The following is an 18,581-nucleotide window of genomic DNA, read 5'->3' as shown; positions in this document are numbered from 1 at the left end:
GGCTCGTTACGCCGATGTACAGGAATCGCCATAATGCGGTGCAAGAGCAAACTTGAAAGACCGGGTGCGGCATGGTTAGTTCCATCGCTTGCGCCGTGACGGGGGACGCGCCGTTCCCCAGCAATGCCGTCCGTATGGGAGAATTCGATGGATCGCCGTTCCTTCATCAGGCGGGCAGGAGCTGTTGGCGCAGGTGCTGCCGCTTCCGCGCTTGCGAGCCCGGCTCTTGCGCAGGAATATCCGAAGATCACCTGGAGGATGACCTCCTCCTTCCCCAGGAGCCTGGACACGATTTATGGCGGCGCGGAGGATATTGCCGCGCATGTCTCCGACGCGACCAACGGCAATTTCGTCATCCAGACCTATGAGGCCGGTGAGATCGTTCCTGGTGCGCAGGCGGCCGATGCGGTCAGCGCCGGCGCCGTCGATGCCGCGCACACCTGCTCCTATTATTTCTGGCAAAAGGATCCGACCTATGCCATCGGCACGGCGCTGCCGTTCGGCCTCAACGCCCGGCTGACCAATGCCTGGTTCTACCAGGGCGACGGCAACAAGCTGATGAACGAGTTCTACGCGACGCAGGGTATCTTGGGGCTTCCCGCAGGCAATACCGGCGCGCAGATGGGCGGCTGGTTTCGCAAGGAAATCAATACGCTCGACGATCTCAAGGGGCTGAAGATGCGCATCGCCGGCCTGGCTGGCAAGGTGATCGAGAAGATCGGCGTCGTCCCGCAACAGGATATTGCGGTCAACGGTGTCTATGATGCGCTGAGCAAGGGTACGGTCGATGCGGCCGAATGGGTCGGCCCCTATGACGACCTGAAACTCGGCCTGCAGAAGATCGCCAAATATTATTATTATCCTGGCTGGTGGGAAGGTGGCGCGGTGGTGCATGCCTTCTTCAATCTGGAAAAATGGAATGCCCTGCCGAAAAGCTATCAGACAATTCTCGGCGACGCCTGCGCCTTCGCCAACACCAACATGCTGGCGAAATACGACGTCAAAAATCCCCAGGCGCTGAAGGATATCGTGCAGCAGGGGGTGACGCTCAGACCTTTCAGCCAGGAGATCATGGAGGCCTGCTTCCAGGCAGCCGGCGCGCTTTATGCTGATCTTTCCAAATCGAATGATTATTTCAAGCGCATCTATGAGGATCAAGTCGCCTACAAGAAGGATTCCTATCTTTGGATGCAGCTTTCCGAGTATACTTTCGATACCTTCATGATGATCCAGCAGCGGGCGGGCAAGCTGTAATCGTATTTCATAAGTCTTTTGAGATATATTGTTTTCTTTATTAGTGATTTAAATATTATATCCGTCTCGGGAGGAGCCGGGAATCATTGTGCCAGTGCAGTGCTGATCATGATCCAGCTTCAACTTAAGCTGCCGCTTTGACTGGAAAATCTGTCCGAATGGGCTCTGTTCGGGCAAGTAAATTTTAAAGGGTTTCCACTAGGGTGTCCGCCGCATCAGGGGAAGTCTGAATGAAGCCTCCAAGCCCGGACACCGTGCCGACGGATGTTTATCTGTCGTTCGTCAGTTCGCTTTTCGGAAATCGCAAAACGCTCTTTACGGGCGTGTTCGTTCATATCCTGACATATGTCCTTGTTTTCCTGAGCACGCATGCCGGCATCTATCTGGCCTTTTGCGTGGCGATTGCGGTTGTCTTTGGCTTACGCATCCATTTGTTCCGGCTGTTCGACGCCGCGGATAAGAATGATCTTACGCGCGTCGATATTGCCGGCTGGGAAACGCGCTATGTGATCGGCGCGGCGGCGACGGCGGCCATCCTCGGCATCGGCAGCGGCTATGCCATCCTCATCCTGCAGAATCCGCTGGCGGAATTCATCTGCGTCGCCGTCACGATGGCGTCGATGGTGTCGATCGTCGGCCGCAACTATGGTTCGCCTCGCGCGGTCGATCTTCAGATTCTGTGCTGCTGCGTGCCGATCATCATTGCCTGCCTGCTGCTGCAGCAACCTTACAAGGCAATCGCCTCCCTCATGCTCATTCCGTTTGGGCTGACGACACGCGCAATGGCGAATGGCATGCGCGAATTTCTCTACCGGAACATCATCGCTTCGCGCGAGATATCGCTGATGGCCGACAGGTTCGACACCGCGCTGAACAGCATGACGCATGGGCTGTTCATGCTTGATGCCCAGAACCGCATTCTGGTCGTCAATCGCAAGGCATGCGAGCTCCTTAATTTTGCCGATCCGCAGCGGCTCAAGGACTGCGAATTCGATGTCGTTCTGCGCTACGGCGCGCGCCATGCCTTCATCGACGGATCGCTGCCCGGACTTATCCAGCGGCAGCTGGCACAGCTCGTCAGCGGCACGCTGTCGCGAACGCTCATTCAATTCAACGAGGATCAGTTCCTGGAATTTTCGGCCAGCCGTCGCGCCGACGGAATCGTGATCCTGATTTTCGAAGATGTGACGGTGCGCGTTCGGGCAGAGCGCAAGATCCTGCATATGGTGCGCTACGACCCTTTGACGGGGCTGCCGAATCGCGAATATTTCATGGATCTGGTCAAGGAGAGGCTGGCTGCGCGCAAGCGGGAAAGCCGCATCGGCATTCTGGTTCTCGATATCGATGACTTCAAGCACGTCAACGATACCAAGGGGCACGTTGCCGGGGACCGCCTACTGGTCGCCATAGCCGAGCGCCTGAAGCAGCTTGTCGGCGCCGCAGCGATTGCCGCTCGTCTTGTCGGCGATCAATTCGTGCTGTTCTTTCCGAATGAAGACGATGCTCCTGATATCGATGCCCGCATCCGCACCCTGCATGCGGCAATGGCCGGCACCTACAGCGTGGTAGACAGCAGTTTCCGGATTTCCGTCAGCGGCGGATACATGACCGTGTCCAGCCGGGAGTTTCGCCCGGAGGAGTGGCAGATCAAGGTCGATCTCGCGCTTTTCGATGCCAAATCGCGGCTGAAGGGCGGCTGCAGCGCCTTCGAGGAGGAGATGGACGCACGCTATGTCGAGCGGCAGAAGCTGAAGGATGATTTGCGCGAGGCGGTGGAAACCGGCAGGCTTCAGGCCGTCTATCAGCCGATGTTCACGCCCGATGGCTCCCGCATCGAATGCTGCGAGGCGCTTGCACGCTGGATTCATCCGGAAAAGGGCTCAGTCCCGCCCGATCTTTTCGTACAGGTTGCCGAGGAAATGGGCATCGTCGCCGGCATCACTCGCTTCATGGTCAACCAAGCCTGCAACGATTGTGCTTCATGGCCTGCGCCGCTCGCGGTTTCCGTCAATCTCTCGGCGCAGGATCTGCGCAATGGCGAGATTGTCAAAATCGTCATGGCGGCGCTTGATGCGTCAGGATTGGAGCCATCCCGCCTGCATCTCGAGGTTACTGAAAGCTGCCTGATGGATGAGGTGGCGACCGTTCGCTCCATCCTCGCCGATCTGCGCGCCAAAGGCATCACGATTGCGATCGACGATTTCGGAACGGGATTTTCGAGCCTCAGCTATCTCGATACCCTGCCTGTGGATGTCGTGAAGATCGACAGGTCTTTCGTTCGTGGCATCACGACGGATAGCCGCCGTTTCAAGCTGCTATGCGGTATCGTCGATCTTTCCCGCGCGCTCAGCCTTCATATCGTGATCGAAGGCGTCGAGACGCTGGAGCAGCTGGCATTGGTGGTCGAGCGGAACCTGGCGGATATCATCCAAGGCTATGTATTTTCGCCGCCGGTGCCGCAGGAGCAGGTCATCGAGAGAGTGGCCAGTCTCAACCGGCGGCAGCCGGGCGCCGGCAGAATCCTGCCGTCCGATGTCACGACCTAGCCGGCGTCATCGTTTCGATGCGGGCGTCTTCGAAATCCCTGGCGATTCCGTCAGCCAACGCCCGCCTGCGACCTTCTCGTGCATTGCATTTTTCCTCGCTTTGTGTAACCCCTCGGTGGAGGAAATTGGTTGCGGCATCCCGTTGCGGGGTGTCACAACTTTTGAGGACGAGCTCCAGCTGGCAGTTATATCGTCTGTCGGCGGAGAGGATTGAGGGGAGAATTCTGAATGGCCGAACATCATACTGGACCCGCCGAAGTGGGCGCTCCCATGGACTACAAGGAGCATGAGAAGACCTACAATCTTTTCATCTCGGGCGCCAAGGTCGGATCTGCGATCGTCGCCGCATTGTTGATTGCCATGGCGGCCGGTTTCTTTGGCCATGCCGGTTTCCTCGGCGGCGTCCTGATATTCATTGTTCTGACCATCGCCAGCGTCGTCCTGTTGCGCTGATATTGCAGCGCTGACCGATGCCGGGCCAATCGCCCGCGCTTTCCCATGATTCTGCAGACTACAGCGCCGCCGCATTCGGGAGCGGCGCCGTCTGATGCGAGGTGTCGTCGTTGAGCAATCTGGTTTTCGTGGCCAAGGAAAGCGTGGCGGAGGAGACGCGTGTTGCGGCTTCCGTCGAGACGGTGAAGAAGATGAAGAACCTGGGTTTCGACGTGGTGATCGAAGCCGGTGCGGGGGCTTTATCGCGCATTCCGGATACCGAATATGAAGCCGTCGGCGCACGGATCGGTTCCATCAAGGATGCGAAGGCGGCGGATGTCATTCTCAAGGTGAGACGTCCGACTAGCAAGGAGATCTCCGGCTACAAGAGCGGCGCGATCGTCATCGCCATCATGGACCCTTATGGCAACGAGGCCGCTCTTGCGGAGATGGCGCGCGCAGGGCTGACAAGCTTCGCCATGGAGCTGATGCCGCGCATCACCCGCGCGCAGTCGATGGACGTCTTGTCGTCGCAGGCCAATCTCGCAGGGTATCAGGCCGTGATCGAGGCTGCTGCCGTCTATGACCGGGCGCTGCCGATGATGATGACGGCAGCGGGCACGGTGCCGGCGGCAAAGGTCTTCGTCATGGGTGCCGGCGTTGCCGGGTTGCAGGCGATCGCCACCGCACGGCGTTTGGGCGCGCTCGTTTCGGCGACGGACGTACGGCCGGCTGCGAAGGAGCAGGTCGCTTCGCTCGGCGCAAAATTCGTCGCGGTCGAGGACGAGGAGTTCAAGGCAGCTGAGACTGCCGGCGGCTATGCCAAGGAAATGTCGAAGGAGTATCAGGCGAAACAGGCGGCGCTCGTCGCCGATCATATCGCCAAGCAGGATATCGTCATCACCACGGCGCTCATTCCGGGCCGGCCGGCGCCGCGCCTTGTCGGGCGCGACATGCTGAAGGCGATGCGTCCCGGCGCCGTGGCCGTCGATCTCGCGGTCGAACGCGGCGGCAATATCGAGGGGGCCGAATACGGCAAGATCGCCGATGTCGAGGGCGTCAAGGTGGTCGGATATCCCAACATGGCCGGGCGGATCGCGGCCAGCGCCTCGGCCCTCTACGCCAAGAACCTCGTTACCTTCCTGGAGACGATGGTCGACAACGATACGAAGAGCCTTGCCCTCAACCGCACCGATGAGCTGATCAAGGCGACGATGCTGACCGATGGCGGCGAGGTCGTGAACCCGAATTTCGTCGATCCCGACCAGCCGACGATCAAGAAGGGAGATCTCTGAGATGGCCAGCCAAGCAATGGACCAGGCACTCCAGCAACTGAATGATGCCGTTGCCGCCGTTACGGCCGCCGCAGCACAGGCGCCCGAGGTTGCCAGTGCCGCAGCCGGTGGAGCGATCGATCCTTTCGTCTTTCAACTGGCCATCTTCGTGCTGGCGATCTTCGTCGGCTATTATGTCGTATGGTCGGTGACGCCGGCCCTGCATACGCCGCTGATGGCGGTCACGAACGCCATTTCCTCGGTCATCGTGGTCGGCGCACTGCTGGCCGTGGGCATTTCGGCGAGCGGCCTTGCCACGGGCTTCGGCTTCGTGGCGCTGGTTCTCGTCTCGGTCAATATCGTCGGCGGCTTCCTTGTCACCCAGCGCATGCTGGCGATGTACAAGAAGAAGGACAAGTGAGGGCGGCATGCTGAGCAATATCGCAGCTTTCCTCTATCTCGTCTCCGGCGTTCTGTTCATCCTGGCGCTGCGCGGCCTGTCGCATCCGGCCACCAGCCGGCGCGGCAATCTCTACGGCATGGTCGGCATGGGCATCGCCATCGCCACGACGCTGGTGCTGGCGACGCCATCCTTCGGCGGTTTCGTGCTGATCGTTCTCGGCCTTGCCATCGGCGGCGGGGCAGGTGCTTACATTGCGCGCGTCATTCCGATGACCTCGATGCCTCAGCTCGTGGCAGGTTTCCATTCGCTGGTCGGTCTTGCGGCCGTCCTCGTCGCCGCTTCTGCGCTCTATACGCCGTCTTCGTTCGGCATCGGTGAAATCGGCCACATTCACACCGAAGCCCGCATCGAGATGGCGATCGGCGCCGCGATCGGCGCGCTGACCTTCACCGGTTCGATCATCGCCTTCCTGAAGCTCGACGGGCGTATGTCCGGCAAGCCGATCCTGCTGCCGAACCGCCATATCATCAATGCCGCTTTGCTCGTGCTGATCGTGGTCTCCATCATCAGCCTGGCGGCGAACGAGAGTCATCTCGCCTTCTGGGCCATCGTTGCGCTGTCGTTGCTTCTCGGCGTGCTGCTGATCGTGCCGATCGGCGGCGCCGACATGCCCGTCGTTGTGTCGATGCTGAATTCCTATTCCGGCTGGGCTGCCGCCGGCATCGGCTTTACGCTCGGCAATCTCGCGCTCATCATCACCGGCGCGCTCGTCGGGTCCTCGGGTGCGATCCTGTCCTACATCATGTGCAAGGGCATGAACCGCTCCTTCATTTCGGTCATTCTCGGCGGTTTCGGCGGCGAGACGGCCTCGGGCGGGACCGACAATTCCGACAAGACGGTGAAGCTCGGTTCGGCCGAGGATGCCGCCTATCTGATGGCGAACGCATCCAAGGTCATCATCGTGCCCGGCTATGGCATGGCGGTGGCACAGGCCCAGCATGCGCTACGCGAAATGGCCGACAGGCTGAAGGCGCATGGTGTCGAGGTGAAATATGCCATTCATCCTGTCGCCGGCCGTATGCCGGGTCACATGAACGTGCTGCTCGCCGAGGCCAATGTGCCCTATGACGAGGTGTTCGAACTCGAGGACATCAATTCGGAATTCGCCCAGGCCGATGTCGCCTATGTCATCGGCGCCAACGACGTCACCAATCCGGCGGCGCGCGACGACAAGACTTCGCCGATCTATGGTATGCCGATCCTCGACGTCGACAAGGCGAAAACCTGCCTCTTCGTCAAGCGCTCGCTCGGCTCCGGCTATGCCGGTATCGACAACACGCTGTTCTACAAGGATGGCACGATGATGCTGCTTGGCGATGCGAAGAAAGTAACCGAGGAAATCGTCAAGGCGATGAACGAGTAGGCTGCCGCTGCGCCCGCAAGAGCGATGTTTCCGCTCTCAGTTCCTTTGACGTTCCATCATGCTGCGCGGTGCGGTCAGTATCCAGACGAGGCCAGCCGGGCGGAAATCGACCTCGACATGGCCGCTGAAGGATGCCGCGGCGTGGGTTTTCGTGACGGTGGTGCCGAAGCCGGTGTCGCTCGGCGGCTTGACCGGCGGACCGCCGCTTTCGGTCCAGACGAAGCGAATCTTGGTGCCGGTTTCAGCGGCTTCGTTCGTCCATTCGATGGTGATCTTGCCTTCCGGCGCGGAAAGCGCGCCATATTTGACCGAATTGGTGGCAAGCTCGTGCAGGACCAGGCCGAGATTCTGCACCGCTTCCGGCTTCAGCAGGAAGTCATTGCCGAGAACGTCTAGTTGCTGGGGTCCCTGCAGGAAAGTCGCAAGGTGGATGTCGATCACGCGGCGAAGCGACACGCCGGACCATTGTTCGCTGGTCAGCACCTCAATCGAGCGCGCCAAGCCTTCGAGCCGATCGGCGACAGCTCGCTGGAAAGTATCGACGCTATCAGTCTGCCGCGCGAGCTGACGCGTCATTGCCTGCGCGAGCGCCAGCAGATTCTTGGTGCGGTGGACGAGCTCGTGCATGACGAAATGCAGCCGGTCCTCGGTGACGCTGCGGTCGAAGGAGGCGTTGGAAAGCGCGACAGCCACCTGGTTTGCCTCGATGACGCTGGTGTCGATCGGTGCCACGATCTCGCCGCGGCCCATGCGGTCCGCCATGTCGGCAATATCCTGTATGGTGGTGCGCACCTGACGTGCCAGGGCATAGACGGCAATCAGCGCAACCAGTAGCAGCGTCACACCGCCATAGATCAGAAAGCGCCAGGTGCTCATCAGCGAAGCCTGCGCGGAGGCGATCGGACCCCAGACGACGGCCTTCCAGGACCAGCCTGAGATTTGCGCGTAACCGAGCACCGCGTTCGGCAGAACCTTGTCATCCTGATAGACGCCGCTGGATGCGATCAGTTTCGGCAGGATGTTCTTATTGAATGCGTCGCCCGGGGCGAGGGTCGTCGGGCCACCGGCGGCAACGACATGTCCGGATTTGTCCAGAACGGCGGCAGACCAGCCGGGTGGCAAGGCTTCCGTCGTCACGAGCTTGGCGAGCTCGTCGGCATCCTGTGTTACCGCCAAAGCGGCGCCGGCCGGCGAATGTTCGAGGGGCAGGGTGACGTTATAGACCCAGCGGCGGGCGGTCGAGCCTATGAAGACATCGGATGCCTCGATGCGGCCGGAGTTCAGTGCCGATTGAAGCGCGGCGATGTTGCCGGTCTTGCCGAGTGGCTTGCCAAGCGGCCAACGGGTATTCAGCCGAAGCTGGCCGTCCTTTTCCATAAGCAGCACGAAAAGCGAATCCGTGCGTAATACCGTTTCCGTGCGGGCGAAGAAGGTGGCGATGTCGTTGCGCTCAAGTTCCGGCGAGGAAGACAGAAGGCGCAGCGTCGTCGCCATGTCCTGCAACTGGCGATCGATGACGCGCGAAAGCGCCTGCGCATCCTGAACTGTGTCGCCCTTCAAAGCATCGCGTTCATTATCCTCGAGTTGGACCAGAAGCAGCGCGACGAAGGCGAGAATAGGCAAGGCGATCGCCAGGGCTATGGCGATCAGATAGGCACCAATCGACGCTTTCGGAAAATGCGGCTTCCTCATGGAGCGATCAACCGATCGTGCCTCCATGAGGGTCCGACGCGCTGGCAAACGCGAAGAGAATGATATTGGTCATCATGCCAAGCGCCCCCGTGCCCAGATCATCGAGCTACATGCTCCTGAAGCGCCATGTTAGGGCTCGGTAATTTTCCTTGCAACATCTGAAAAGTCATTATTGCGAAATCGTAAGCGATCTCGGGTATTTACGACTGTGGCAATGCATCCCTGAAGTTGCGCTGGCAGGTCTTGTGTCCGAGCTAGGTAAAGCGTGAGAGACGGAAGGATGCAAGCTCGGGAGCTTCGCCACCATCGACGATTTCCTGCGCGGCGAGCAGGCCGACGAGCGGCGCCAGCGTGACGCCGGAGTGGAGAACTGCGAGGTAGAGGCCAGGTGCCGCGTCGACACCACCCAGAACCGGAAGGCCGTCTTTCGGTGTCGGGCGATAGCCGATGGTGTAGAAATCAAGCTCCAGCGCCTCGCCGCGTTTCAATGTCGTTTTGACCCTGGCGAAAAGATCGTCGGCTGCCGCTTGTGGATCGCTGCCGGGATCGGTGCCGCCGAAGTCGCCGCCGGCGATGATTCGCCCCTCTGCCGTCTGGCGCAAATGCAGTTCCGGCGCCATCACCAGACCATTCAGCATTTTCTGCACGGGGCGGGAATGGACGATAAGCCCTGGAGGCGTTTCCAGCGGCACGAGAACATCCGCCGAGGCCGCAAGTGCTGGCGTGCCCGCACCGGCGGCCAGAACGACATGATCGGCCTGCATCGGCCCTTCACTCGTTTCGATGCCGACAACCTGCTCTCCCTCTCTGAGCAGGCCCGCGACCTCGACGCCGGATAATAGGCTCGCGCCCTGACGGCGAGCATCCTCCAGCAGCAGCTTGGCGGCGGCAACAGGTTCGACGGCGCCTTCCTCGGCAACATGCAGGGCATAGTCTGGCGGATTGGCGAGGTTCGGTTCGATCATTGCGCTCGTCGCTCGGTTGACCGGCTGTATGCCATAACCCCAGCCATGATGTTGTGCCGCATAGGCATCGAGCTCTGCTTCCGGCAGATCCCAGGAGAGGCCGCCGCACCAGGACAAGGGAAGATCCGGCAGGTTGTCTTGTAGCCGCGACCATTCGGCCATCGATCGGCGACGGACCTGGAAATAGAATTCCGGATTGCCCCAGCTCGCATTGATCCAGGCAAAGGAGTTCGGAGTTGCGACGCCGCCGGTCTTCTGAGCGACCACCGTCACGGATGCGCCCTTGCGACTCAGATGCCAGGCGATGGAGGCACCGATGATTCCGGCGCCGACGACGATGACTTTTTGTGGGGAGGGCATGTCTTTGTCTCGCTTGAACGGGTGAGCCGAGACTAAGCGTTCGACAAGGCAAAGAAAAGCCGCCGGGCGAAGGATCGCCGGCGGCTGGATGTCTTGCCGCGATGTGGCTTTGTGTCAGGCGCCGGCGCCGACACGCGCCAGGCCGTCCCTGGCCGGCTGATAGTTGGGATCGAGATTGACCGCGTGCTGATAGGAGCGGCGGGCTTTCGCCTTGTCGCCCTTGCGCTCATAGACGAAGGCCTGGTTTGCCCAGGATTCGGCGAGCTTGTTGTTCAGCTCGATCGCATGGTTGAAATCGGCAAAAGCGTTGTCGTCGTCGTTCTGCGCGAGATAGGAGATGCCGCGGCTGTTGTAAGGCTCCGGCGAGTTCGGCGATAGCGAGATCGCCTTGGAGAAATCGTCGATCGCCTTATCCTGCTGATTGCGCTTCTGGTAGATCACGCCGCGGCCGTTATAGGCGCGGCCGTCCGTGGTGCCGAGGCTGATGGCCTTCGAATAGTCATTGAAGGCATCGTTGTCGCGGCCGGCCTGGCGGTAGAGATTGCCGCGGCCGATATAGGCGACATCGTAATTGCCGTTGATCTGCAGCGCCGCGTTATAGTCCGCAACCGCTTCCGGCAGCTTGCCCATGTTGCGATAGATGAGCGCGCGGTTGGCATAGGCCTGATAGAACTTCGGATTGAGCTGGATCGCCTGATTGAAGTCGGCAAGGGCGCGGTTGAAATCACCGCCGCGGCCATAGGCCGTGCCACGCACATTGTAGCCTTCCGGATCCTGCGGATTGGCATTGATGACCGACGTCAGCGAGGCGATATTTTCCGACGAGCCTTGCGCCTTGTCGATCTGGATCACGTTATCTGTGGTGGCAGTCTGGCAGCCGGAAAGGCTGATTGCGGCAAGTATCGCCAAGGCAGGCAGAGCCGCGGCGCGCTTCGAAACAAATAAGGAGAGGTTCGAAGTGCGGAACTTTACGGAAGTCGTCATTGCCATTATCGGGTTCGCTTTCCCCATGCGTCATATCAGGCTGTTCTGATTTAATCCGATTTGCGTAGAGAATAAATCAAAAAGGCGGCGGCGAACGACTCGCCCCCGCCACACATGCATCTGAAAACGTCGAAAAAACGGCGATTACTTGGCAACAAGGCCTTCGCGCTGAGCGCGCTTGCGAGCAAGCTTGCGAACGCGACGAACAGCTTCAGCCTTCTCGCGAGCACGCTTCTGCGACGGCTTTTCATAGTAGTCGCGCATCTTCATTTCGCGGAAAATACCTTCGCGCTGCATCTTCTTCTTGAGAGCGCGGAGAGCCTGGTCGACATTGTTATCGCGGACAAGTACCTGCACGAGAATCACGTTCCTTTGGTTTGGTTGATGCCAGCGGCGACGGCAGCGCCAGGAGGCAAAAATATAACGTTCGCGCAGCCGCAGCCTTGCGATTGGTTAGGCGAGATAGCAGATCGGTTTGTCAAAGTCTAGCCAGATCGTGAGTTTGCAGAGGAAAAAGCTAGTTGTCGAGTACCGAATTCAGCCGGCCGCGTTTGTGACGCTTCATCGAAGCTGTTGATTAAGCCATCGGCCGACCCCGATCTTTGCGACATTGACATGCTTATGTGAGTATGTCGGATCACAGTCATTCGTGTACTGCGGCGATTGCATCATCGGAAGCAACCGTTCGGAGCAAGGGGGAATCACCTTATGAAATCGCTCGGCTTTGCTGTCGTCGGAAGGCTGTTTGTGCCAACCATACTGGCGCTCATTGTTCTTGCTGGGGCGCTCGCGCCTGTCGCTGCCGGCGAAGTCCGCTTTGGCAAGAATGTGCGGGTCGGCGGCCACGATTTTTCCAATCAGACCTTTGACAACAAGCACCGGGCGAGAATTTACCTTTACAAGGGAAAGCCGCGGAATGACGGATGTGTCTGGCGCAAGGATGGCCATGGCGGGCGGGTGAAGGTCTGCCATCTGCAGCGCAAATAGATCTGCCAAGCAGTCACGGGCAGGCCACTCGGCTGATTGGCAATTTTAACCGTGTCGAAAGACGGTCCTGAATGCGTCGCAAAAGAGCCGTTGTGTCGGTTTTCGATTTGCGATTTGTATGACCCACAAAAAAGGGCGTCTTGCCTGAAGGAGTTGAGGGCGAATGCGTAAATACTCGGTTTTTGCCGTGGCACGGGAAGCGATGCGGGCTCACAAGGGCTGGGAGGCGCAATGGACCTCGCCAGAGCCGCGCAAGGAGTATGACGTCATCATCGTCGGCGCTGGCGGTCATGGCCTGGGTGCGGCCTACTATCTCGCCAAGGAGCACGGCATCACCAATGTCGCCGTCATCGAGAAGGGCTGGCTCGGCGGCGGCAATACCGGCCGCAACACGACCATCATCCGCTCGAACTATCTCTATGAAGAGAGCATGCACATCTACGAGCATTCGATGAAGCTCTGGGAGGGGCTGTCTCAGGATCTCAATTATAATGTCATGTATTCGCCGCGCGGCGTGATGATGCTGTCGCATAATGTGCACGACCAGCAGTCCTTCAAGCGGCATATCCACGCCAACCGTCTCTATGGCATCGACAATGAGTGGCTGACGCCGGAACAGGCCAAGGCTTATTGTCCGCCGCTCGATATTTCCAAGACGGCGCGCTATCCGATCAACGGCGCCGCCCTGCAGCGCCGCGGCGGCACGGCCCGCCACGATGCGGTGGCGTGGGGATATGCCCGCGCTGCTTCCGATCGCGGCGTGCACATCATCCAGAATTGCGAAGTGACCGCCATTCGCCGCGGGCCGGATGGCCGCGTGACGGGTGTCGATACCACCAAGGGCTTCATCGGCGCCAAGAAGATCGGCGTTTCCGCAGCCGGCCACACCACCGTCGTCATGCAGATGGCCGGCGTACGCGTGCCGCTGCAATCGAGCCCGCTGCAGGCGCTTGTTTCCGAGCCGCTGAAGCCGATCTTCCCCTGCGTCGTCATGTCAAACACGGTGCACGCCTATATCTCGCAGTCCGACAAGGGTGAGCTCGTCATCGGCGCGGGCACGGACCAGTACAATTCCTATAGCCAGACCGGCGGGTTGCAGATCATCACCCATACGCTGGATGCGATCTGCGAGCTCTTCCCGATGTTCCGTCGTGTGAAGATGATGCGTTCCTGGGGCGGCATCGTCGACAATACGCCGGACCGTTCGGCGATCCAGTCGAAGACGCCGGTTCCCGGGCTCTATGTCAATTGCGGCTGGGGTACGGGTGGCTTCAAGGCGACGCCGGGTTCGGCCAATCTGTTTGCGCATCTCATTGCACGCGACGAGCCACATAAGTTCAATGCTGGCCTGACGCTGGATCGCTTCCGCACCGGCCGCCTGATCGATGAGGCGGCAGCCGCCGCCGTGGCGCACTGATGCCGGCGGCGGTCGGGATCGTTCTTGCGGCGGGGCTTTCCTTGCCGGTCGGAGCGATCGCGACCGAAGTCAGTGACCTTATTCCGGGAGCCAAGGATTTTCGCGTGCAGGTGATCCACAAGGCAAAGGACGAGGCTGACTGGCCCTTCGTGGCCGAAAGCGGAATGTTGCTCTGCGCCAAGGTGCTGAGCGAACCAACGGTCTATTTCGTGCCGGACCCGACGCCAGAGGCGGCCAGGGCGTTTGTAATCGATACCGACCTGCTGGGCATGAGCCTGGTCAATCTTGGGATGACCAATGTGCTGAGACCCTATGGATCGCTGGAGGCGCTGCTGAAGCGCATAACACCTTTCGTCATCATGGGACGGCAGCTTTGCGCGCAGCCTCCCGGCACAAGCCTTACAGGCTCCGAGCTTTAACACAGGTAGAAAACGATGCTGCTGATTTACTGCCCCTATTGCGAGGAAGAGCGTTCGGAACTTGAATTCCGCAACGCCGGCGACGCGCATATCGTGCGGCCGGCCAATATTGCCGGAATCTCGGACGAAGAATTCGAGGAATATTTCTTCCTGCGCGACAATCCGAAGGGGCTGATCTTCGAGCGCTGGCGGCACATCCATGGTTGCGGCCGCTTCTTCAATGCGGCGCGCGATACCGTGAGCGATCACTTCTACCGAACCTACAAGGCCGGCGAGCCGAAGCCCGACCCCGCGACGCTTAAGCCTGGCGTTTCCGAGCCGGCAGCGCAGCAACAGAACGAACAAGAACAGACGGCACAAACAGAGGGATTCGTTGAATGAGCGGCGCCAATCGTATCGCGGGCAAGGGGCGTCTGACGCCGGCCAGAACCGCTCGCTTCACTTTTGACGGCAAGACCTATACTGCGCTCGAAGGCGATACCGTCGCCTCTGCGCTGCTTGCCAATGGCGTCCATCTTGTCGGCCGGTCCTTCAAGTACCACCGTCCGCGCGGCATCCTGTCGGCCGGAGCCGAAGAGCCGAACGCGCTGCTCGATATCTCCCGCGATGCGGCGCGGCGTCAGCCGAACGTACGCGCCAGCGTTCAGGAAGTCTTCGACGGCATGAAGGCGCAGTCGCAGAACCGCTGGCCGTCGCTCGCCTTCGATATCGGCGGCGTCAACAATCTGATGTCGCCCTTCTTTGCCGCCGGCTTCTACTACAAGACCTTCATGTGGCCGAAGACGGCCTGGAAGCATATTTACGAGCCCTTCATCCGTCGTGCCGCTGGTCTCGGTGTTGCGCCGACGGAAGAAGATCCGGATCACTATGCCAGCCGTTATGCGCATTGCGACGTTCTCGTCGTCGGTGCCGGCGTTGCCGGCCTTTCCGCGGCACTCGCCGCGGCTGAAACCGGCGCCAAGGTCATCCTCTGCGATGAGCAGCCTGAGGTCGGCGGCGCGCTCCGTTTCGATACCGGCATCAAGATCGATGGCGCCGAAGGATATGAGTGGGCGCAGGCTACCGTCGCCAAGCTCAAGGCGATGCCGAATGTCCAGGTGCTGACCCGCACGACCGCCTTCGGCTATTACAACCACAATTTCTTCGGCCTTGCCGAACGGGTGACCGACCATCTGGCGAAGCCGGGCCGTGACCTGCCGCGCGAGCGCCTGTGGCAGGTCCGCGCCAAGCGCGCCATCCTGGCAACGGGCGCCATCGAACGCCACATGGTATTCCCGAACAACGACCGTCCGGGCATCATGCTGGCGTCTGCGGCACGGGCCTATCTCAACCATTATGGCGTCGCCGTTGGTGCGAAGATCGGCGTCTATACGGCGCATGACTCGGCCTATGAAGCTGCCTTCGATCTCAAGCGCGCCGGCGTGTCCGTCGTTGCTATCGTCGATAGCCGCGCGCGGCCGGGTGAGGCTGTGTTGGCCGAGGCAAAACGGCTGGGCATCGAGGTGATGACCGACTATGCCGTCGTCGATACCTCAGGCAAGCTGCGCGTCTCTTCCATGACCATCTCGCGCAACGGCAGCTCGGCGACCCGCAAGATCCCGGTGGATGCCCTGCTGGTTTCGGCCGGGTGGACGCCTTCAGTTCATCTCTTTTCTCAATCGCGCGGCAAGTTGAAATTCGATGCCGAGAAGCAGCGTTTCCTGCCGGGCACCTATGTTCAGGATTGCCTTTCGGTCGGTGCCTGCAACGGCACGGATGGGCTGCAGGCGGCGATCGAGGAATCGCTGGCCGCCGGTGAGCTGATGGCACGCGCCACGGGCAGCACCAATGGAGGCGAGAAGATCCAGCTTCACGCCGAGCAGGCTTTCGAGTGGACCGGCGGCATGATCGGTGCGGCCGAAGGCGCCGGGCCGGACACGAATGCGAAGGCTTTCGTCGATTTCCAGCACGATGTCTGCGCCAAGGATATTCGTCTCGCCGTGCGCGAAGGCATGCATTCCATCGAGCACATCAAGCGCTTCACCACCAACGGCATGGCCTCCGATCAGGGCAAGCTTTCCAACATGCACGGGCTGGCGATCGCCGCCGAAATGCTCGGCAAGGATATTCCACAGGTCGGCCTTACCACCTTCCGCGCGCCCTATACGCCGGTGACTTACGGCACGCTCATCAGCCATTCGCGCGGGGCTCTCTTCGATCCCGCCCGCAAGACCCCGATGCATGCCTGGGAAGAGGCGCATGGCGCGATCTTCGAAGACGTCGGCAACTGGAAGCGTGCCTGGTTCTATCCGCGCGCCGGCGAGACCATGCACCAGGCCGTCAATCGCGAATGCCGCACGGCGCGCGAAGTGGCTGGCGTGTTCGATGCCTCGACGCTCGGCAAGATCGAAGTGGTCGGGCCGGACGCGGCCGAGTTCCTGAACCTCATCTACACCAATGCCTGGGATACGTTGAAGCCCGGCCGCTGCCGCTACGGCATCATGACCCGCGAGGACGGCTTCGTCTATGACGACGGCGTCGTCGGGCGTCTGGCCGAGGATCGCTTCCACGTGACCACCACAACCGGCGGTGCGCCGCGCGTGCTGCATCATATGGAAGACTATCTGCAGACCGAGTTCCCGCATCTGAAGGTGTGGCTGACCTCCACCACCGAGCAATGGGCCGTCATCGCCGTGCAAGGTCCGAAGGCACGCGAGATCATCGAGCCGCTCGTCGAAGGACAGGATCTCTCCAACGAGGCCTTCCCGCATATGAGTGTCGCCGAGTGCAAGATTTGTGGCGTGCCGGCGCGGCTGTTCCGCGTCTCCTTCACCGGCGAAATCGGCTACGAAATCAACGTGCCGGCCGATTACGGCCAGTCGGTATGGGAAGCTGTCTGGGCGCGCGCCGAACCGCTGGGCGCCTGCGCCTACGGTACGGAGACCATGCACGTGCTGCGCGCCGAGAAGGGCTACATCATCGTCGGCCAGGATACCGATGGCACCGTCACGCCCGACGATGCCGGCCTTGCCTGGGCCGTGTCCAAGAAGAAGACCGATTTCGTCGGCATTCGCGGCCTGAAGCGGCCGGATCTCGTCAAGGAAGGTCGCAAGCAGCTCGTTGGCCTCATTACGCGCGATCCGAAGGTTGTGTTGGAGGAGGGCGCACAGATCGTCGCCGATCCGAATGAGCCGAAGCCGATGACCATGCTCGGCCATGTTACTTCGGCCTATTGGTCGGAAAATCTCGGCCGCTCCATCGCCTTCGCGCTGGTTGCCGGCGGGCGTGAGCGCATGGGCAAGACGCTCTATGTGCCGATGCCCGATAAGACGATATCAGTCGAGGTGACGGATCTGGTGTTCTTTGACAAGGAAGGAGGCCGGATCAATGGCTGATCTCGCTACCCGCAAACTGCCGCTCGTTGGTCGCCACGGCGGTTCCTCGACCGTTCGGCTGACGCCTGCTGCTCCCGCAAGCCGTATTTCTCTGCGCGCTCCGGCCGATTCTGTCGGCGGTCTTTCGCAGGCGCTTGGCCTGCAACTGCCGACCCGGCCGAAGACTTCGGTCAGCGCCAATGGGCGTCACGCCCTGTGGCTCGGCCCGGACGAATGGCTCGTCATCGACGAAAACGGTGTCGAGCTGGTCGGCGTGGCTGCGTCGTCAGGCGGCTTGCATTCGGCGACCGATGTCTCGCATCGCAATACCGCTGTCATCGTCTCCGGCCCCGGAGCAGAGGCGACGCTTGCTGCCGGTTGTCCGCAGGATGTGTCGCTCAGCGCATTTCCTGTCGGCGCCTGCTCGCGCACGCTGCTTGGCAAGGCGGAAGTCGTAATCCTGCGGCTCGACGGGGAAACATTCCGCGTCGAAGTCTGGCGCTCCTTCTCCGATTATGCCTTCGGTCTTCTGGCCGAGGGTGCGGAGGATGCGAGCCTTTAACTCTCTTCCGGTCTGTCCTTGGGGTCGAACTGCGATATGGTCGTCCATGTCGCTGTCAGTGCCGGCTTGCGTTCGTTTTCGATCTCGACCGTCACGTCATAAGTCAGCATCAGCATATTGGCGCCGCGCAGCCGCGTTTCGGCGAGCGTGAAACGGCCACGGACCCGCACGCCGCATTTGACCGGCGACATGAAGCGGATCTTCTCGAAGCCGTAATTGATGCCCATGGTTTGTTCGCGGATTTTCGGCAGGGCGCTGTAGTTCATCGCTGAAAGCAGCGAGAGCGTCAGGAAGCCGTGAGCGATGGTGCCGCCATAGGGCGTTTCCGCCTTGGCGCGTTCGGGATCGACGTGGATGAACTGGTGATCGAGCGTCGCATCGGCAAAAGTGTCGATCATCGTCTGGTCGACGGTGATCCAGTCGGAAACGCCGATCTCCGTTCCCGCAAGCTTCATGATCTCAACAAGCGAAATTTCGCCGGGCATGCCATCCTCGTCAGTCTGTGTCGTC

General features: G+C 60.5%; 17 protein-coding genes. 11 read left to right on the top strand and 6 right to left on the bottom strand.

The genetic code is table 11. The features are described from left to right. The first annotated feature begins 147 nt into the window (after positions 1-147). The 6 genes from AC13RC_RS18265 to AC13RC_RS18240 all read left to right on the top strand — a co-directional run bounded on the left by AC13RC_RS18265 (position 148) and on the right by AC13RC_RS18240 (position 7,332). Positions 148-1,254, top strand: coding sequence for a TRAP transporter substrate-binding protein (locus AC13RC_RS18265; RefSeq protein ID WP_183812729.1), 1,107 nt, complete (start codon positions 148-150; stop codon positions 1,252-1,254). A gap of 230 nt (positions 1,255-1,484) precedes the next feature. Beyond that, the gene (locus tag AC13RC_RS18260; RefSeq protein ID WP_488558034.1) at positions 1,485-3,800 is read left to right on the top strand and encodes a putative bifunctional diguanylate cyclase/phosphodiesterase; all 2,316 of its coding nucleotides are present in this window, start codon (positions 1,485-1,487) and stop codon (positions 3,798-3,800) included. A gap of 228 nt (positions 3,801-4,028) precedes the next feature. After that, on the top strand, positions 4,029-4,253 hold the full coding sequence (locus AC13RC_RS18255) for an aa3-type cytochrome c oxidase subunit IV (RefSeq protein WP_041677669.1): 225 nt from the start codon (positions 4,029-4,031) through the stop codon (positions 4,251-4,253). A 110-nt stretch (positions 4,254-4,363) separates the two neighbouring features. Beyond that, entirely contained in the window at positions 4,364-5,527 is a 1,164-nt protein-coding gene (locus AC13RC_RS18250) for a Re/Si-specific NAD(P)(+) transhydrogenase subunit alpha (RefSeq protein WP_488558033.1), read from the top strand. Between the two features lies 1 nt (position 5,528). Next, positions 5,529-5,927, top strand: coding sequence for an NAD(P) transhydrogenase subunit alpha part 2 (locus AC13RC_RS18245; RefSeq protein ID WP_113330529.1), 399 nt, complete (start codon positions 5,529-5,531; stop codon positions 5,925-5,927). A gap of 10 nt (positions 5,928-5,937) precedes the next feature. Then, entirely contained in the window at positions 5,938-7,332 is a 1,395-nt protein-coding gene (locus tag AC13RC_RS18240; protein WP_113355086.1) for an NAD(P)(+) transhydrogenase (Re/Si-specific) subunit beta, read from the top strand. Positions 7,333-7,368: 36 nt separating this feature from the next. On the opposite strand, the gene AC13RC_RS18235 is transcribed toward AC13RC_RS18240, so the two are convergent. The 5 genes from AC13RC_RS18235 to AC13RC_RS18215 all read right to left on the bottom strand — a co-directional run bounded on the left by AC13RC_RS18235 (position 7,369) and on the right by AC13RC_RS18215 (position 12,329). Next, the gene (locus AC13RC_RS18235; RefSeq protein ID WP_113354958.1) at positions 7,369-9,024 is read right to left on the bottom strand and encodes a sensor histidine kinase; all 1,656 of its coding nucleotides are present in this window, start codon (positions 9,022-9,024) and stop codon (positions 7,369-7,371) included. Positions 9,025-9,278: 254 nt separating this feature from the next. Next, a complete protein-coding gene (locus tag AC13RC_RS18230; protein WP_488558032.1) occupies positions 9,279-10,349 on the bottom strand; it encodes an NAD(P)/FAD-dependent oxidoreductase in 1,071 nt (356 codons plus the stop codon). 114 nt (positions 10,350-10,463) lie between these two features. Continuing rightward, positions 10,464-11,339: a tetratricopeptide repeat protein gene (locus AC13RC_RS18225; protein ID WP_113389210.1), complete on the bottom strand. Its 876-nt coding sequence runs from the start codon at positions 11,337-11,339 to the stop codon at positions 10,464-10,466. 138 nt (positions 11,340-11,477) lie between these two features. After that, entirely contained in the window at positions 11,478-11,690 is a 213-nt protein-coding gene (gene rpsU, locus AC13RC_RS18220) for a 30S ribosomal protein S21 (RefSeq protein ID WP_004117638.1), read from the bottom strand. Positions 11,691-11,894: 204 nt separating this feature from the next. Further along, the gene (locus tag AC13RC_RS18215; RefSeq protein WP_488558031.1) at positions 11,895-12,329 is read right to left on the bottom strand and encodes a hypothetical protein; all 435 of its coding nucleotides are present in this window, start codon (positions 12,327-12,329) and stop codon (positions 11,895-11,897) included. 154 nt (positions 12,330-12,483) lie between these two features. Here AC13RC_RS18215 and AC13RC_RS18210 point away from each other — a divergent pair, with 154 nt between their 5' ends. Genes AC13RC_RS18210 through AC13RC_RS18190 form a run of 5 tightly spaced genes read left to right on the top strand, consistent with a single transcriptional unit; the run spans position 12,484 to position 18,071 of the window. After that, positions 12,484-13,737, top strand: a complete 1,254-nt coding sequence (locus AC13RC_RS18210) for a sarcosine oxidase subunit beta family protein (RefSeq protein ID WP_488558030.1) — start codon at positions 12,484-12,486, stop codon at positions 13,735-13,737. Beyond that, positions 13,737-14,156 carry a hypothetical protein gene (locus AC13RC_RS18205; protein ID WP_145631876.1) on the top strand — a complete coding sequence of 140 codons (420 nt, stop codon included), beginning with the start codon at positions 13,737-13,739 and terminating at the stop codon, positions 14,154-14,156. Before AC13RC_RS18210 ends, AC13RC_RS18205 begins: the two co-directional genes overlap by 1 nt. A gap of 15 nt (positions 14,157-14,171) precedes the next feature. Beyond that, entirely contained in the window at positions 14,172-14,537 is a 366-nt protein-coding gene (locus AC13RC_RS18200) for a sarcosine oxidase subunit delta (RefSeq protein WP_113330520.1), read from the top strand. Beyond that, complete coding sequence (locus tag AC13RC_RS18195) at positions 14,534-17,530, top strand: sarcosine oxidase subunit alpha (RefSeq protein WP_488558029.1); 2,997 nt, start codon at positions 14,534-14,536, stop codon at positions 17,528-17,530. The genes AC13RC_RS18200 and AC13RC_RS18195 overlap by 4 nt, the downstream gene beginning before the upstream one ends. After that, positions 17,523-18,071 (top strand): sarcosine oxidase subunit gamma, encoded by a 549-nt coding sequence (locus tag AC13RC_RS18190; protein ID WP_488558028.1) that lies wholly within the window; start codon positions 17,523-17,525, stop codon positions 18,069-18,071. The genes AC13RC_RS18195 and AC13RC_RS18190 overlap by 8 nt, the downstream gene beginning before the upstream one ends. Here the strand turns inward: AC13RC_RS18190 and AC13RC_RS18185 are convergent. After that, complete coding sequence (locus AC13RC_RS18185; protein WP_488558088.1) at positions 18,068-18,556, bottom strand: MaoC family dehydratase; 489 nt, start codon at positions 18,554-18,556, stop codon at positions 18,068-18,070. The genes AC13RC_RS18190 and AC13RC_RS18185 overlap by 4 nt on opposite strands. Positions 18,557-18,581 lie beyond the last annotated feature (25 nt).

The organism is Martinezella sp. CNPSo 3890 (assembly GCF_057784455.1).
Note: the sequence above shows the minus strand (reverse complement) of the source record. Positions and strands in the feature narration are given on the sequence as shown.

Excerpts from the sequence above, each read along its gene's own strand:
- AC13RC_RS18195 (WP_488558029.1), top strand. The coding sequence starts at position 14,534 with ATGAGCGGCGCCAATCGTATCGCGGGCAAGGGGCGTCTGACGCCGGCC.
- AC13RC_RS18210 (WP_488558030.1), top strand. The coding sequence starts at position 12,484 with ATGCGTAAATACTCGGTTTTTGCCGTGGCACGGGAAGCGATGCGGGCT.
- AC13RC_RS18225 (WP_113389210.1), bottom strand. The coding sequence starts at position 11,339 with ATGGCAATGACGACTTCCGTAAAGTTCCGCACTTCGAACCTCTCCTTA.
- AC13RC_RS18200 (WP_113330520.1), top strand. The coding sequence starts at position 14,172 with ATGCTGCTGATTTACTGCCCCTATTGCGAGGAAGAGCGTTCGGAACTT.
- AC13RC_RS18255 (WP_041677669.1), top strand. The coding sequence starts at position 4,029 with ATGGCCGAACATCATACTGGACCCGCCGAAGTGGGCGCTCCCATGGAC.
- AC13RC_RS18190 (WP_488558028.1), top strand. The coding sequence starts at position 17,523 with ATGGCTGATCTCGCTACCCGCAAACTGCCGCTCGTTGGTCGCCACGGC.
- AC13RC_RS18185 (WP_488558088.1), bottom strand. The coding sequence starts at position 18,556 with ATGCCCGGCGAAATTTCGCTTGTTGAGATCATGAAGCTTGCGGGAACG.
- AC13RC_RS18205 (WP_145631876.1), top strand. The coding sequence starts at position 13,737 with ATGCCGGCGGCGGTCGGGATCGTTCTTGCGGCGGGGCTTTCCTTGCCG.
- AC13RC_RS18235 (WP_113354958.1), bottom strand. The coding sequence starts at position 9,024 with ATGAGGAAGCCGCATTTTCCGAAAGCGTCGATTGGTGCCTATCTGATC.
- AC13RC_RS18260 (WP_488558034.1), top strand. The coding sequence starts at position 1,485 with ATGAAGCCTCCAAGCCCGGACACCGTGCCGACGGATGTTTATCTGTCG.
- AC13RC_RS18230 (WP_488558032.1), bottom strand. The coding sequence starts at position 10,349 with ATGCCCTCCCCACAAAAAGTCATCGTCGTCGGCGCCGGAATCATCGGT.
- AC13RC_RS18265 (WP_183812729.1), top strand. The coding sequence starts at position 148 with ATGGATCGCCGTTCCTTCATCAGGCGGGCAGGAGCTGTTGGCGCAGGT.
- AC13RC_RS18245 (WP_113330529.1), top strand. The coding sequence starts at position 5,529 with ATGGCCAGCCAAGCAATGGACCAGGCACTCCAGCAACTGAATGATGCC.